General features: G+C 70.0%; 14 protein-coding genes and 1 pseudogene. All 15 read right to left on the bottom strand.

Annotated elements, in window-relative coordinates; genetic code table 11:
• Nucleotides 1-133 precede the first annotated feature (133 nt).
• The 15 genes and pseudogenes from CFREN_RS06735 to CFREN_RS06665 all read right to left on the bottom strand — a co-directional run bounded on the left by CFREN_RS06735 (nt 134) and on the right by CFREN_RS06665 (nt 15,291).
• Nucleotides 134-1,015: a PPK2 family polyphosphate kinase gene (locus CFREN_RS06735; RefSeq protein ID WP_209652970.1), complete on the bottom strand. Its 882-nt coding sequence runs from the start codon at nt 1,013-1,015 to the stop codon at nt 134-136.
• 108 nt (nt 1,016-1,123) lie between these two features.
• Nucleotides 1,124-1,684 (bottom strand): annotated as a pseudogene (nusB, locus tag CFREN_RS06730) (transcription antitermination factor NusB); the annotation flags it as partial.
• 11 nt (nt 1,685-1,695) lie between these two features.
• Complete coding sequence (efp, locus tag CFREN_RS06725; RefSeq protein WP_035123986.1) at nt 1,696-2,259, bottom strand: elongation factor P; 564 nt, start codon at nt 2,257-2,259, stop codon at nt 1,696-1,698.
• A 92-nt stretch (nt 2,260-2,351) separates the two neighbouring features.
• Nucleotides 2,352-3,452, bottom strand: a complete 1,101-nt coding sequence (locus CFREN_RS06720) for a M24 family metallopeptidase (protein ID WP_209652972.1) — start codon at nt 3,450-3,452, stop codon at nt 2,352-2,354.
• 45 nt (nt 3,453-3,497) lie between these two features.
• Nucleotides 3,498-3,950: a type II 3-dehydroquinate dehydratase gene (aroQ, locus tag CFREN_RS06715; protein ID WP_070521963.1), complete on the bottom strand. Its 453-nt coding sequence runs from the start codon at nt 3,948-3,950 to the stop codon at nt 3,498-3,500.
• Nucleotides 3,947-5,044 (bottom strand): 3-dehydroquinate synthase, encoded by a 1,098-nt coding sequence (aroB, locus tag CFREN_RS06710; RefSeq protein ID WP_246580195.1) that lies wholly within the window; start codon nt 5,042-5,044, stop codon nt 3,947-3,949. Before aroB ends, aroQ begins: the two co-directional genes overlap by 4 nt.
• A 28-nt stretch (nt 5,045-5,072) precedes the next feature.
• Nucleotides 5,073-5,600, bottom strand: coding sequence for a shikimate kinase (locus CFREN_RS06705; RefSeq protein ID WP_035123978.1), 528 nt, complete (start codon nt 5,598-5,600; stop codon nt 5,073-5,075).
• A gap of 12 nt (nt 5,601-5,612) precedes the next feature.
• Nucleotides 5,613-6,806, bottom strand: a complete 1,194-nt coding sequence (gene aroC / locus CFREN_RS06700) for a chorismate synthase (RefSeq protein ID WP_209652976.1) — start codon at nt 6,804-6,806, stop codon at nt 5,613-5,615.
• Nucleotides 6,807-6,836: 30 nt separating this feature from the next.
• Nucleotides 6,837-7,286 (bottom strand): prepilin peptidase, encoded by a 450-nt coding sequence (locus CFREN_RS06695; protein ID WP_239251274.1) that lies wholly within the window; start codon nt 7,284-7,286, stop codon nt 6,837-6,839.
• Between the two features lie 9 nt (nt 7,287-7,295).
• Entirely contained in the window at nt 7,296-8,111 is an 816-nt protein-coding gene (locus CFREN_RS06690) for a shikimate dehydrogenase (protein WP_209652979.1), read from the bottom strand.
• Nucleotides 8,108-9,313 (bottom strand): endolytic transglycosylase MltG, encoded by a 1,206-nt coding sequence (gene mltG / locus CFREN_RS06685; RefSeq protein WP_209652981.1) that lies wholly within the window; start codon nt 9,311-9,313, stop codon nt 8,108-8,110. Before mltG ends, CFREN_RS06690 begins: the two co-directional genes overlap by 4 nt.
• A 92-nt stretch (nt 9,314-9,405) precedes the next feature.
• Nucleotides 9,406-9,909: a Holliday junction resolvase RuvX gene (ruvX, locus tag CFREN_RS06680; RefSeq protein ID WP_209652983.1), complete on the bottom strand. Its 504-nt coding sequence runs from the start codon at nt 9,907-9,909 to the stop codon at nt 9,406-9,408.
• Nucleotides 9,910-9,912: 3 nt separating this feature from the next.
• Nucleotides 9,913-12,573, bottom strand: a complete 2,661-nt coding sequence (gene alaS, locus CFREN_RS06675; protein WP_209652984.1) for an alanine--tRNA ligase — start codon at nt 12,571-12,573, stop codon at nt 9,913-9,915.
• 84 nt (nt 12,574-12,657) lie between these two features.
• A complete protein-coding gene (locus CFREN_RS06670) occupies nt 12,658-14,067 on the bottom strand; it encodes a replication-associated recombination protein A (protein WP_209652986.1) in 1,410 nt (469 codons plus the stop codon).
• Nucleotides 14,068-14,085: 18 nt separating this feature from the next.
• Nucleotides 14,086-15,291, bottom strand: coding sequence for a phosphotransferase family protein (locus CFREN_RS06665; RefSeq protein WP_209652988.1), 1,206 nt, complete (start codon nt 15,289-15,291; stop codon nt 14,086-14,088).
• Nucleotides 15,292-15,318: the final 27 nt, after the last annotated feature.

The following is a 15,318-nucleotide window of genomic DNA, read 5'->3' as shown; positions in this document are numbered from 1 at the left end:
TATGAGTGGCCCAGAACAAGATAGCCTCAGCGGCGACTTTGCCCGACCATCCCACACCTGGGGCATATCGGGCCCGATCGACTTCAGCTGCCAAAGGGTGGTCTCGGCGCTTTTGCACCCGGTCAGGAGCGCACTACTTCGTCGCCTCGAGCTTCTTCTTGGCGTCCTCGACGTCGAAATCGGCGGTCGGCCACTCGAGCTCCAGCCCGCGCAGGGTGTCGAGCAACAGGCCCTTGACCACCAGGCGGGAGTACCACTTGCGGTTGGCGGGCACGCAGTACCAGGGGTTGGTCTCCGTCGACGTGCGGCGCAGGGCCTCGTCGTAGGCGGCCTGGTAGTCGTCCCACAGGGCACGGTCGGCGATGTCGCCGACATCGAACTTCCAGTGCTTGTCGGGGCGCTCGAGCCGCTCCATCAGGCGCTCGTACTGCTCGTCGGGGTCGATGTGCAGCATGACCTTGATCAAGTGGACGCCCTGCGCCGCGAGCTCGTTTTCGAACTCGACGATCCGGTCGTAGCGCCCCTCGATGTCGTCGGCGGGGGTGAGTTCCTTGACCTTTTCCACCAGCACGGCCTCGTAGTGCGAGCGATCCCACACGCCGATGCGCCCGGGCTTGGGCATGCGGATGCGCGAGCGGTAGAGGAAGTCGCGCCGCTTTTCCTCCTCGGTCGGCCTCCCGAACGAGAACACCTCGACCCCCTGCGGATCGACGCCCTTGAGCACGTGGCGGACGACGCCGCCCTTGCCGGAGGTGTCCATGCCCTGCAGCACGATGATGATCGTCGGCGCCGTCCCGTTCCCGCTCCGCGACGCGGCGTACATCCGCTCCTGCAGGTCGGCGATTTCCTCGTCGTGGTCGTCGAACTGGTCGGCGGCGATCTCCTTTCCCTTCCCGTTGTTCGGCAGACCCGGGGTGGAGTCGGCGTCGACATGCGAAAGCCGCCACCCCTCCCCGACCTTCAGCGCGTGCGCGTCGTCCAGGGTGAAGTGGCGGTGCTTTCGTTTTTTGCCCATGGGGCAATGCTAGTTCGGTTGCGTCTCCGCGGTGTCGTCCCCGGTGTCCGCGGGCTTGCTTGACGACGAGCCGGCCTCGACGACCTCGACCCCGGGGTCCGGCATGGTCGGGGTGCCCGGCACGATCGGAGCGGCGTCCGCGGGGGCGGAGGTCACCCGCACCGCCGCGGCCGCCATGCGGGCCTGGTCGGCGATGTCGGCCTCGGCGTCGAGCACCGCGTTGATGTACGGCGGCGCGACGTCGGTGGAGTACTCGCTGGCCAACTCCACGCCCTCGACGACGGCCACGCGCGGCGGCACCTCGGGGTTGTGGAACAGCTCCCACGTGCCCACGCGCAGGATCGCGCGGTCGACGGCGGGCAGACGGCGCAGGGGCCACTCCGGCGCCAGGTACGACGCGATGGTGGAGTCGATTCCGACCATCTCCAGGGCCACGCCGCGGACGATCTCCTCGGCGTACTCGGCGATGGGGGCGACGCCGGACTCGTCGTCGCGGGCCAGCTCCAGACGCTCGTCGATGAGCGCGGCGGGGTCGACGCCCCGCTGCTCGGCCTCGAACAGCAGATCCACGGCGCGGCGGCGGGCACGGTACCGCGCGCCGCGGCGCTTGTAGTTGACTTCCTTGCCGGAATCCTTGGCGGGGGTCTTTCCGGAATTGTTGTCGGTCATCGATCCCGCGATCAGTTGTTCACGCGCGACAGGTAGGAACCGTCGCGGGTGTCGATCTTCAGCACGTCGCCGGTCTCGATGAACAGCGGGACCTGGACCTCGGCGCCGGTCTCCAGGGTGGCGGGCTTGGTGCCGCCGGTGGAACGGTCGCCCTGCAGGCCCGGGTCGGTCTGGGCGACGGTGAGGTCGACGGACACCGGCAGCTCGGCGAACAGCGGCTCGCCCTCGTGGAAGGAGACCTGCACGGTGGTGTTCTCCAGCAGGAAGCGGGCCGGGTCGCCCAACAGGTGCGGGGCGAGGTTGATCTGGTCGTAGGTCTTCTCGTCCATGAGGACGTAGTCTTCGCCGTCGCGGTACAGGAAGGTCATGTCGCGGCGGTCGACGGTGGCGGTGTCGACCTTGACGCCGGCGTTGAAGGTCTTGTCGGTGACCTTGCCGGTCACGACGTCCTTGAGCTTCGTGCGCACGAACGCGGGGCCCTTGCCCGGCTTGACGTGCTGGAACTCGACGATCTGCTGCAGCTTGTTGTCGATCTTCAGCACGAGGCCGTTCTTGAAGTCGGAGGTGTTTGCCACGAATAGCTCCTGTTGGGTAGACGACGGGTCTGACCGATATACGATACCCCCGCCGCCGCCGGGACGCTAAAGGGGCGCGCCGGTCGACTCGGTCACACGGTCTTGGGCAGCGGGGTGATGATCTCCGGTTCACCGTCGGTGACGATGACCGTGTCCTCGATGCGCACGCCGCCGTACCCGGGGACGTAGATGCCGGGTTCGATGGTGAGCGTCATGCCGGCGGCCAGGGTTTCCTTCGACCGGGTCGACGCGAACGGGGCTTCGTGGACGTCGAGGCCGATGCCGTGGCCGGTGGAGTGCACGAAGTACTCGCCGTGCCCGGCTGCGGCGATGACCTCGCGGCAGGCCCGGTCGACGTCGGCCAGCGGGGTGCCCGGGCGCGCGGCGGCCACGCCGGCGAGTTGGGCGCGCAGCACGGTGGAGTAGATCTCCATGGCGAAGTCCTCCGCTGCCTCCGAGCCGCCCACGACGAGGGTGCGCGTCATGTCCGAGTGGTAGCCGTTCTTGGCCGCCCCGAAGTCGATGGTGAGCAGGTCGCCGTCGCACAGCTCCCGGTCCTCGGCTCCGGCGTGCGGCTTCGCGGAGTTCGGTCCCGACGCGACGATGGTCTCGAACGCGATGCCGTCCGCCCCGCCGACGCGCATGCGGTGCTCCAGGTCGGCGGCGATGGCGCGCTCCGTGGTGCCGGCGGCGATGATGCCGGATTCCACCAGCCCCTCGAAGGCCCGCACGGCGATGTCGGCGACGTCGCGCAGCGCCTCCAGCTCCGCGTCGTCCTTGACGGCGCGGAGCTTTTCGACGAGGTCGACGGTCTCCGTCAACTCCGCTCCCGCGGCCGGATCGAGTGCCGCGGCAATGCGGTGCATCGACGCGACGGACACGTGCGCCGCCTCGAAGCCGAGCCGGGTGACGCCCGCGGCACCGGCCCGACCGGCCAACTCGACGGCGCAATTGCGCGACAGGTGCAGCTCCAGATCCGGCGCCTCGATGCCGATCTGCGTGGTGTACCGGCCGTCGGTCGACACCATCGCCGAGCCGTCGGCGTGGACCAGGACCGCACCGTTGGAGCCGGTGAAACCCGTCAGCCAGCGCACGTGCGGCGGATGGTCGACGACGATGGCGTCGCAGCCGACGTGCTCGAGTTGCTCGGCCAGGCGGGCCCGGCGGTCGGCGTAATCGATGGTGGCGGTCATCGGACGGCTCCTGATGGTTGGTTGCTGCCAGGTACGTGATGGCGGCTACGGGGTGGCGGTTGCCGCGATTCGTCGTAAAGCCAAACCGTACCCGTCCGTGCCGCAGCCCACGATGATTCCGGCGGCCAGGGGCGACAGCAGCGACGTGTGCCGGAATTCTTCGCGCGCGTGGACGTTGGAGATGTGGACCTCGTGGAAGCCCGCGCCGTCGGCGACCTCGGCGAGCGCGTCGCGCAGCACCACCGACGTGTGGGTCAAGCCGCCCGGGTTGATGATCACCGGCCAGCCGTTGTCCGCGGCCTCGTGCACCCAGTCGATGAGCTCGCCTTCGTGATTGGACTGGCGACAATCGACGGAGACTCCGAGCTCGGCGGCCAGGGACTCCAGGCCGGCGACGACGTCGGCGAGAGTCGTCGACCCGTACACCTCAGGCTGACGCTTGCCCAGGCGGTTGAGGTTCGGGCCGTTGAGCACCAGGACGGTCGGGGCGGACGTCATCGCGCCGACTCCTCGTCCGCGGGCTTGCCGGCCGCAACCAACGCCGCGTACGCCTCGCGCAGCTGCTCCTCCGACGGCCCCTCCAAACGCGTGGTCTGTCCCGGCGCCGTGAGCACCACGAACCGGATCGTGCCGCGGCGGTTCTTCTTGTCGCGGGTCATGCCGGCGAACAACTCGACGAAACGGTCGCCCTCGTACGTGGTCGGCAGGCCGATGGACTCCAGGATCGTGCGGTGACGCTCGACCAGCTCGGCGTCGATGAAGCCGGCGATGCGGGCGAGCTCGGCGACGTAGACCATGCCCACGGCGACGGCGTGGCCGTGGCGCCAGCGGTAGTCCTCGTAGCGCTCGATGGCGTGGCCGAAGGTGTGGCCGTAGTTGAGCGTCTCGCGCAGGCCGGACTCCTTCAGGTCCTCCCCCACGACATGTGCTTTAACGCGGATCGCCCGCTCGATGAGCTCCGGCAGTGCGCCGTCGACGTCCAGGCACGCCGCCGGGTCGGCCTCGTACAGGTCGAGGATCGCGGTGTCCGAGATGAAGCCGGCCTTGATGATCTCCGCCGAGCCGGCCACCAGCTCCGCCTTCGGCAGGGTGCGCAGGAAATCGAGGTCGACGAACACGCCCGACGGTTCGTGGAACGCGCCGACGAGGTTCTTGCCCGCCGCGGTGTTGATGCCGGTCTTGCCGCCCACGGCCGCATCGACCATGGCCAGCAGCGTCGTGGGCACCTGGTAGACCTTGATGCCGCGCATCCACGCCGCCGCGACGTACCCGCCGAGATCCGTGGCGGCACCGCCACCGACGGCGACGATGGCGTCGGCCCGGCCGAGTCCCCGCTCGCCGAGCACGTCCCAGCATCGGCCCGCGGACTCCAGCGTCTTGCCGGCTTCGGCGTCGGCGATCTCCAACGCGAAAGCGGAGACCCCCTTGGCGGCCAGAGCCTCGACGATGCGGTTTGCGGCCGGGGCGACGCTGCCCTGGTGGATGACGCAGACGTTGGCGGCCTGGCCCGCGGCGTCGGCGATCTGCGCCGTGAGGCCGGAGCCGACCAGAACTTCGTAGGGGGCGGGTCCGTTGACGGGGATGATGGTCACGGTTCGCGGGGTCCTTTCGGGGAAAGCGTCAGTCTCGTTCGTCGCCGTCGGCGGCATCCAGGTAGCCGAGGATCTCGGCGACCACGCGCTGCGGCGAACTGGAATCGGAGCGCGCCTTGAAGCTGGCGACCTCCTCGTACAGCGGGCGCCGGAACTCGTACAGGGCGCGGTAGTGCTCCGCCGGATCGTCGGCGTCGAGCACCGGGCGGCCGGTTTCGCCGGAGGTGCGGCGCACGCCCTCCTCCACGCTGACCTCGAGGTAGATGACGTCGTGGTCGGCCAGGCGGTCGCGCGTGGCCTCCGACAACACCGCACCGCCGCCGAGCGAGACGATCCCCGGGCGCTGCAGCGCCTCGGCGACGACCTCCTCCTCGATCTCGCGGAAGCGCGGCTCGCCGAGCTTGGTGAATACGTTGCCGCAGGTGTCGCCCTCCCGTTCCTCGATGAGGTGGTCGGTGTCGGTCAGCGGCTCGTGCAGAGCCCGGGACAGGCGGCGGCCGATCGTCGATTTTCCGGCGCCGGGCGGGCCGACGAGGACTAAGCGGGGAGTTGCCATCGTTGCCGAAACCTACTCCCAGTCCAGACGGTCCGCGACCTGGGCGAGGTAACCGTCGACGTTGCGGCGCAGCTCGACCAGCGAGTCGCCGCCGAACTTCTCGGTGACCGCGCGCGCCAGGGTCAGGGCGACCATGGATTCGGCGACGACGCCGCCGGCGGGCACCGCGCACACGTCGGAGCGCTGGTGGATCGCCGTGGCGGCCTTGCCGGAGGCCATGTCCACGGTCTTCAGGGCGCGCGGGACGGTGGAGATCGGCTTCAGGGCGGCGCGCACCACCAGCGGCTGGCCGTTGGTCATGCCACCCTCCAGGCCGCCGGCGCGGTTGGTCACGCGGTCGACGCCGGCGCCGCCCTCGACGCGGACCAACTCGTCGTGGGCCTGCGTGCCACGGCGGCGCGCCTCCTCGAAGCCGTCGCCGATTTCGACGCCCTTGACGGACTGAATGCCCATCAGCGCCGACGCCAGCTGCGCGTCCAGGCGCGCGTCACCGGACACGTGCGAGCCGAGCCCGATGGGCAGGCCGTGGACGACGACCTCGACGATGCCGCCGAGAGTGTCGCCCTGCTTCTTCGCGGCCTCGATCTCGGCGACCATCGACTCCTCGGCCTCCTTCGAGAAGGCGCGCACGGGAGAGGCGTCGATGGCGTCGCGGTCGGCGATCGTCGGCAGCTCGCCCTCGTACGGCTCGGAGGCGCCGATGGAGATGACGTGGCTGACGACCTCGACGCCCAGCGCCTCGCGCAGGATCGACCGGGCGACGGTGCCGGCGGCGACGCGGGCGGCGGTTTCACGCGCCGAGGACCGCTCGAGGATGTTGCGGGCGTCGGTGTGGTCGTACTTGAGCATGCCGTTGAAGTCGGCGTGGCCCGGTCGCGGGCGGGTCAGGGTGGCGCCGCGGGCGGTGTCGAGCTCGGCGGGGTCGACCGGGTCGGCGCTCATGACGGTGGTCCACTTGGGCCATTCGGTGTTGCCGATCATGATGGCCACCGGCGAGCCGAGCGTGCGGCCGTGGCGGACGCCGCCGAGCAGGGTGACCTCGTCGGCCTCGAACTTCATGCGGGCGCCGCGGCCGTAGCCGAGGCGTCGCCGCGCGAGCTGCCGGGAGATCTCCTCCCGGGTGACGGGGATGTCGGCGGGGGCGCCCTCGACCATGGCGACGAGCGCCTGCCCGTGCGATTCTCCTGCGGTGGTCCATCGAAGCATGCGCACATCATCTCATGTCCGTAACGGACGTCACGTCATTGGTCCCCCGAGCGCGGCCCCCGCGCAGGCGATCAGCATCGACGGGCCGTGTGGCAGGGCTGTTCTCCGGGTGGCGACGCCCGCCGCCGCGGTGAGCGTACCGGCGGCGACCATGGCCAGCAGCGTCCCCGGCATCCCGGCCAGCCAGCCGGTGAGGCCGCCCAGCGTGAGCGCCAGTTTCACGTCGCCGCCGCCCATCACCCCCGGCTTGACGACGCCCACCGCCGCGTACCCGCCCGACCAGATCAGGGCGCCCGCGGCGAATGAGGCGAATGAGTCGTCGTAAAGCGAGGCAAGCGCCGCCACGGGCACCGCCGGAAGCGTCAGCCGATCCGGCAGCCGACGCGACGACAGGTCATGCCACGACAACCACGCGGCCCAGACCACGTACGCGCACGCGCACGCCAGCCACGCGACGTTCCCCCACCCCATGCACCCCATGCGGGGAAGTTAACCGGAAAACGCGGCCTCGCGCATGGCGGCCTCCGGAGCCGGACGGCCGGTGAACTGCTCGAACTGGCCCAACGCCTGATGCAGCAGCATGGTCAGGCCGCCCAGGGCGACGTGACCGGCGCGGTCCGCGGCCTCCACCAGCGGCGTCGGCCACGGATCGTAGATGACGTCGAGAATGCGCGGCGCGCGCGCCAAGGGTCCGGCGTAGCTTTCCAACGCCTCGGATGGGACGGTGGAGACCAGCACATCGGCCGCGCCGGCGACGTCGGCGAGATTCGGCGCCGTGAACGGCACCCACGTGAAGCCGACGCCGAGTTGGGCGGCCAACGGCTCGAGCGCGTAAACCCGCTCCGAGCGGGCCACCGCCGACACGTGCGTGACCCCGGCCTGCGCCAGAGCCCACAACGCCGGGCGGGCCGTACCGCCCGCGCCGACGAGCACCGCGCGTCCGTCCGACAAACCCGTCGCCCCCAACTCGCGCAGGGCGCCCGTGACGCCGTCGCAGTCGGTGTTGTCCGCCCGCCACCCGTCGGCGGTGCGCACCAACGTGTTGGCCGAACCGATGGCGCGGGCGCGGTCGGTGGCCACGTTAGCGAACTCCAGCGCCGCGAACTTGCCCGGCATCGTCACAGAAAAACCGGCGTAGGACTCGTCGGCCTCCCCCACGACGCGCGGCAGGTCCTCCGCCGTGCACCGGAACCGGCCGTATTCCCAGTCGTCCAGCCCCAGCGCCGCATACCCGGCGTTGTGGATCAGCGGCGACCGGGAATGCTCCACCGGATCACCCAGGACGGCGGCGCGATGGGCGATCATCGGTTCGAGTCCAGGACGCCGTTGTCGATGGACTCCCGGATCGCCGCCTGGTGCTCCTCGAACGTCGTCGTGAACACCGTGCGGCCGTCCTTGTCCACCGTGACGAAGTACAGCCACGGGCCATCGGCCGGGTTCTCCATCGCAGTGATCGCCTCGATGGACGGCGACGCGATCGGCGTCTCCGGCAGACCATCCTTGGCGTAGGTGTTCCACGCCGTCTCGCGGGCGCGGTCCTCGTCGGTGGTGGCGACCTCCTGGTCCGGCAGGTCGTAGTTGACCGTCGAGTCGAACTGCATGCGCATCGGCTCGTCCAGGCGGTTGAGGATCACCCGGGCGACCTTCTCGAAGTCGCCGTCCGGCGCCTCCATCTGGATCAGCGACGCGGCGGTGATGAGCTCGTACGGCGACAGGCCCACCCGCGCCGCCGACGCCTCCAGGCCGGTCTGCTCGTAACGGGCCGCCGACTCCTTCACCAGCGTCGACAGCACCTCGCCGGCGGAGGCCTGCGGGTTGAACTGGTGCACGCCCGGCGTGATCAGGCCCTCGATGCGGCGCGGGTCGTCACCACGGGCGCCGACCTCCGCCGTGGCCCACTCGGGAACGCTCAGCTTCGCCAGGTCCATCGTGCCGGCCGCCTGCTTCAGCTCGTCGACCGTGATGCACTCGTCGTCGCCCATGCACGACGCCTCCGAAATGAGGGTGAAGATGCCCTTGCGCACGTCATCCGAGGCGACGATGTGGGTGTCGGCCAGGCGCGTGCCGGTGGGGATGTCCACCGTGCCGGCCTGGTTGGTCGGATCGAGCAACGCGTCGACCGCGGCGGCCGCCGACATCTTCTTCTCCAGGCGGTAGAACCCGGGCTGCAGCTCACCCGAACGGTCGTGGTTGTTCGCCGCGGAAATGAACGCGCCCTCGGTGGCGACGACGCCCATCTCGGTCAGCTCCGACGACAAATCGGACAGCGACGACCCCTGCGCGACCTCGACGACCACGGTCTCGCCGTTGCCCTCGCCGGTGAAGTCCCCCGCTACCCCACCGCGCATCCACAGGAAGCCGACGCCGGCGAGGATGATCACGCTCAACAACACCGAGACGACGTTGATGGCCACCGCCGTCTGCCGACGGCGAACTCGGGGGCGCCGACCCCGCGCGGGCTTCGGTGCCTTCGTGTTCCGGGTGGCCGACTTCGGGCCAGTGCTCATCTCGGTCTCCTCGGGGGACGGGGATCCGACCGCAGGCGGTGGTCGGCGCAATCTTGTTGATTCTCCCCCATATCGGCGACGATTGTCACATTTCAGTCACGAGTGTCGCGCAAAAAATCACGCCGCTGATCCAGCCACGACTGCAGAATCTCCACCGCCGCCGCTTGGTCGATGACGCCACGACCGGCCTTGACGTCGCGTCCGGCCTGGTGAAGCCGGGATTGCGCCATCACGGTGGTCATGCGTTCATCAGCCAACCGGATGCAGACCCCCTCCCCCAAACGGCGGCGCAGCCGGAACGCGACATCCCCCGCTTTGCGGGCGGACGTGCCGGGCGTGCCGTCGAGCATGAGGGGCAGGCCGATGACGATCTCCACCACGTCGAGCTCCTCGGCCAGTTCCACCAGGCGGTCGATGTCCGCCCCGTCGGGGCCCCGCCGGCCGGTCTCCCGTGCGATGGTCTCCACGGGCGTGGCCAGAAGACCGTCCGGATCGGACATCGCCACGCCAACGCGCACGTCCCCGACGTCGATGCCGAGCCGCCGTCCGCGGCCCGGGTCATCGGCCCCCGGACGGTCGATCTCGAGCTTCGCCACGATCTAGCCCAGCGAGTCCGCGATGGCGGCCAGACCGGACTCGATGCCGGCGGGCTCGGAACCGGAGCCCTGCGCCAGCTGCGGCTTGCCGCCGCCCCGGCCGCCGATTCGCTCGCCGAGCAGCTTCACCAGATCACCGGCCTTGTGACCGTCCTGGACGGCCGAATCGGTGACGGCGACGGCGAACGGCGCCTTGCCGTCGCACTCCGCGGCCAGGGCGATGATCGCCGCACGGTCGTTGAGACGGCCGCGCAGATCGTTGGCCAGCACGCGAATGTCCTTGGCCTGCGTTCCGGCCGGCAGCTGCAGACCGAGGAACGTCACGTCGCCGATGACCCGCGCCTTGTCCAGATGCGACTGCGCGTCGGCAAGCAAACGGGCCGCCTGCAGATCCGCGACCTGCTTCTCCGCCGCCTTCAGACGATCGACCAGCGAGGCGATGCGATCCGGCAACTCCGCCGACGGAACCTTGAACTCCGCGGCCAGGCGCTCCGCCAGCATCCGCTCGGTGGACAGGTACCGGAAGGAATCCATGCCCGAGTAGGCCTCGATGCGGCGCGCGCCCGAACCGACCGACGACTCGCCCAGCACCGCCACCGGGCCGATCTGCGATGTGTGTTCGGTGTGCGTGCCACCGCACAGCTCGATGGAGAACGGGCCGCCGATCTCGACGACGCGGACCTCGTTGCCGTAGTTCTCGCCGAACAGCGCCATCGCGCCCATCTTCTTGGCCTCGTCGAGCGTGGTCTCGATGGTGTTGACCGCGAAGTCGGAGTCGACGGCCTCGTTGGTGATCGTGGAGATCTCCGCCAGCTGCTCCGGCGTCAGCTGCTCGGTGTAGTTGAAGTCGAAGCGCAGGTAGCCCGGGCGGTTGAGCGAACCGGCCTGCACGGCCGTGGGACCCAGCACCTCGCGCAGGGCCGCGTGGATGAGGTGCGTCGCCGTGTGCGCCTGGCGGGCACCGTGGCGCCACGCCTCGTCGACCTCGGCGCGGATGGTCTGGCCCAGCTCCACGCCGCCGGCGGTGACCTTCGACTTGTGCACCCACAGCTTCTTGCCGATCTTCTGCACGTCCTCGACCTCGAGGATCGTGCCGCCGGCGACCAGGCGACCGCGGTCGGCGGTCTGGCCGCCGGCCTCCGCGTAGAGCGGCGACACGTCCAGGATGACCTCGACGTCGTCGCCCTCGTGGGCCTGCGTGACCGACTGGCCGTCGATGACCAGGCCGAGGATCGTCGCGTCGGCGGTCAGCTCGGTGAAGCCGACGAACTCGGTGGGGTTGTTGTCCACCCAGTCGCGGTAGACCGACACGTCGGCGTGGCCGTGCTTCTTGGCCAGGTTGTCGGCCTTGGCGCGGGCGCGCTGCTCGCTCATGGCGGCTTCGAACCCGTCGACGTCGACCTCCAGGCCGGCTTCGGCGGCCATCTCCAGCGTCAGGTCGATGGGGAAACCGTAGGTGTCGTGGAGGGTGAACGCCTCCTGGCCGGAGAACGTCGTCGTCCCCTCCTGCTTGAGGGCGGCGGCGGCCTCGTCGAAGCGGTGGGTGCCGGACTCGAGGGTCTTCAGGAACGCGCGCTCCTCGGCGACGGCGGTGCGGATGATGCGCTCGCGGGCCTCGGCGATCTCCGGGTACGACGGCGTCATGGTGTCCATGATGACGTTCATGAACCGCTCCATCGTCTCGCCGGTCGCGCCGAGCAGGCGGGCGGAACGGATGATGCGGCGCAGCAGGCGGCGCAGGATGTAGCCGCGGCCCTCGTTGGAGGGGGTGACGCCGTCGAGGATGAGCATCATGCCGGTGCGGGAGTGGTCGGCGATGACGCGGAAGCGGATGGCGTCCTGGCCGCCGCCCTCGTACTTCGCGCCGGTGATCTCCTCGGCGGCGTCGATGACGGGGCGCAGCAAGTCGGTTTCGTAGACGTTGTCGACGCCCTGCAGCAGGCAGGCGACGCGCTCGACGCCCATGCCCGTGTCGATGTTCTTCTTCGGCAGGTCGCCGAGGATTTCGAAGGAGTCCTTGCCGGTGCCCTGGCCGCGCTCCTTCTCCATGAAGACCAGGTTCCAGATCTCCAGGTAACGGGTGTCGTCGGCGGCGGGTCCGCCCTCGGCGCCGTGCTCGGGGCCGCGGTCGTAGTAGATCTCGGAGCAGGGGCCGCACGGGCCGGGCACGCCCATGGACCAGTAGTTGTCGGCCATGCCGAGGCGCTGGATCCGTTCGGCGGGCACGCCGATCTTCTTCTCCCAGATTTCCGCGGCCTCGTCGTCGTCGAGGTAGACGGTGACCCACAGGCGCTCGGGGTCGAGGCCGTAGCCGCCGTCGGCGACCGGGTTGGTCAGCAGCGCCCAGGCATGGCTGATGGCGCCTTCCTTGAAGTACTGGCCGAAGGAGAAGTTGCCGGCCATCTGGAAGAAGGTGTTGTGGCGGGTGGTGATGCCCACTTCCTCGATGTCGAGGGTGCGCACGCACTTCTGGATCGACGTCGCGGTGCCGTTGGGGAACGGCGGGTTCTGTTCGCCGAGGAAGTAGGGCTTGAACGGCACCATGCCGGCGTTGACGAAGAGAAGGTCCGGGTCCTCGAGGATCAGCGAGGCGCTGGGGACCTCGGCGTGCCCCGCGTTCACGAAGTGGTCGATGAAGCGCTTCCGGATCTCATGGGTCTGCACGGCAGTCGGGTTCCTCTGTGACGACGATGGTGGGTGCCGCCGGGTGGCGGCGATAGCCGTGCCAGCATACCCCCTCGCCCGGAGTTACTCCGTCTTCCCCCGGGTCGTGCCCCGGTTGTTGCCTCGCACGATGCCGCGCAGCGTGGCGAGGTGGTCACCCATCGCACGTTCCCGGCCGTGGGTGCCGGGCCGGTAGTATTCGGCGTCGACGAGCGGGTCCGGCGGGTATTGCTGCTTGACGACGCCTTTCGGGTCGTCGTGCGGGTATTGGTAGTCCACGGCGTTGCCCAATGCCCGGGCGCCGCTGTAGTGGCCGTCGCGCAGGTGCGGGGGAACGGCGCCGTATTTTCCGGCGCGGACGTCCTTGAGGGCGGCGTCGATGGCGGAGATGACCGAGTTCGACTTCGGTGCGGTGGCCAGGTGGATGACGGCCTGGGCCAGCGGCAGGCGGCCTTCGGGCAGGCCGATGAGCTGGACGGCCTCGGCGGCGGCGACGGCGACTTGGAGGGAGGACGGGTCGGCCATGCCGATGTCTTCGCTGGCCAGGATGATGATGCGCCGGGCGATGAACCGGGGGTCTTCCCCGCCTTCGATCATGCGGGCCAGGTAGTGCAGCGCGGCGTCGACGTCGGAGCCGCGGACGGACTTGATGAAGGCGCTGGTGACGTCGTAGTGCTGGTCGCCGTCGCGGTCGTAGCGCACCACCGCCCGGTTGACGGAGGCCCGCACGGTTTCCTCGTCGAGTTCACCGCCGTCGGGCACGGCCTCGGCGGCGGCCTCGAGGTAGGTCAGGGAGCGGCGGGCGTCGCCGCCGGCGAGCGCCACCAGCTGGTGCAGGGCGTCGTCGGTGATGGTGATGCGCCCGCCCAGGCCCCGTTCGTCGACGGCGGCGCGGCGGATGACTTCGGCGACGTCGTCGTCGGTCAGGGGCTCCAACTGCAGCAGCAGCGACCGGCTGAGCAGCGGCGACACGACGGAGAAGCTCGGGTTTTCGGTCGTCGCGGCGACGAGGAGCACCGTGCGGTTTTCCACCGCCCCCAGCAGAGCGTCTTGTTGGGTCTTGGAGAATCGGTGCACCTCATCGATGAACAGCACCGTCTGCACGCCCTCGCGGACGAGGTGCTTGCGGGCCCGTTCGATGACGGCGCGAACTTCCTTCACGCCGGCATTGAGCGCCGACAGCGCCTCGAAACGTCGGCCCGTCGACGCGGAGATGAGGCTCGCCAGCGTCGTCTTGCCGGTGCCGGGCGGCCCGAAGAGGATGACCGAGGTGTCTCCCCCGCCCTCGACCAGTCGGCGCAGCGGCGCCCCGTCGCCGAGCAGGTGCTTCTGCCCCACCACCTCATCGAGGGTGCGCGGCCGCATCCGCACCGCCAGCGGCGCATGCGCCCCGGGATGGAAGTAATCGTCGGCATTGACTCCATCGGCTGAACCAGCTGCACCGGCTGAACCGCCTGCCCCCGGGTCGTCGAAAAGCCCCGGCTCGCCCGCCATGCCGGCCTCCCTTCCCGTTTACTCCGCGACGAACTCGATGATCGCGCGCGCGAAGTCGCCGACCTCGCCGGCCCGCGGGTCTTCGCAGCCGGCGGAGAACGATTCCAGGGCGCGGGCCGTGGCCAGCAGATCACGGCGTTCCAACGCTCCGCCGCCCAACGCCTCGCCCCGTCCCGCCAACGGCTCGTCGCGTTCGCCCTCCGGAGTTTCCGCACCGGCGGTCAGCGCCGCCTGCGGCGAACCGAAGTGGAGGATGGTGACGGTGATGAGCGTCCAGCCGAGCAGCGCCGTCATCAGGCGCGTGCGCAGGTGCTGTTCGCCGACCACCTCCGGCCACGGCAGGCGGACTTCTTCGACCCAGGAGCGGACGAAGACGTCGGTTTCCTCCGGCGTCGGCGGTTCGGTGAACACGTGCAGCGGGAAGCCTGCGATGACGCTGGCGACGTCGAAGGTGGCGTCGCGGAAGCCCGCCCACTCGTAGTCGAGGAAGGACACGCGACTGGCCATGAGGATGTTGTCGGGCGCCAGGTCGAACGGCGTGAACGCGCGGTGGTGGCCCGAGGAGATCCGACGGGCGGCGTCTCCGGCCAGGCGACGTACCCCGTCGGTGACGGGCAGACCCGCGTTTTCGAGGCGCTCCATGCCGACCCCGATGGCCCGGACGATACCGCGGTCGCGCTCGCCGGACACGTCCTCGTCGCCCCGGTGCCGCGACCACATGCGCGACATCAGGGTGTTGAAGCCGTCCTCGCGCTCCGCCGTGCCCGCGTGCATCCGCCCCAGCGCGGCACCCAACGACCGCAGCGCCCGCGGACGCGTGTCGGCGTCGCCGGTTTCGAGGACTTCGGCCAACGTCGGCGCGTCACCGGCGTCGGACAGCACGATGATCCGCTCCGCCACGTCATGCGCCAGCAACTCGGGGCCGGGGCGGACGTCCTCGGGCAGCGACGTGGCGAACTGGTACGCCACGATCTCCCGCAGCAGCGCCGGGTCGGCGCCGGCGGCGGAGGATTCCGGCATGCGCTTGACGACGAGCGACCGCACCGGCAGGAACGGGTTCGGAGACACGCGGAGCCGCACGACCATCGCCCGGCTCGAACCGCCGAGGTCTTCCGGGTCGGTCAGCTCCGGCCGTCCGCCGAAACGGGACGCCAGCAGCTCACCGGCCGTCGCGATGATGTCCGCGACGTCGTGCTCGTTGCTCTGATTGTCGTGGGCTTCCATGATCTCCTCGGGCTCGCGCCCGCCGTC

Origin of the sequence: Corynebacterium freneyi, from assembly GCF_030408835.1 — a bacterium.
Taxonomy (GTDB): Bacteria; Actinomycetota; Actinomycetes; order Mycobacteriales; family Mycobacteriaceae; genus Corynebacterium; species Corynebacterium freneyi.
The sequence above is the reverse complement of the archived record's forward strand: the minus strand, read 5'-3'. Positions and strand labels throughout refer to the sequence as shown.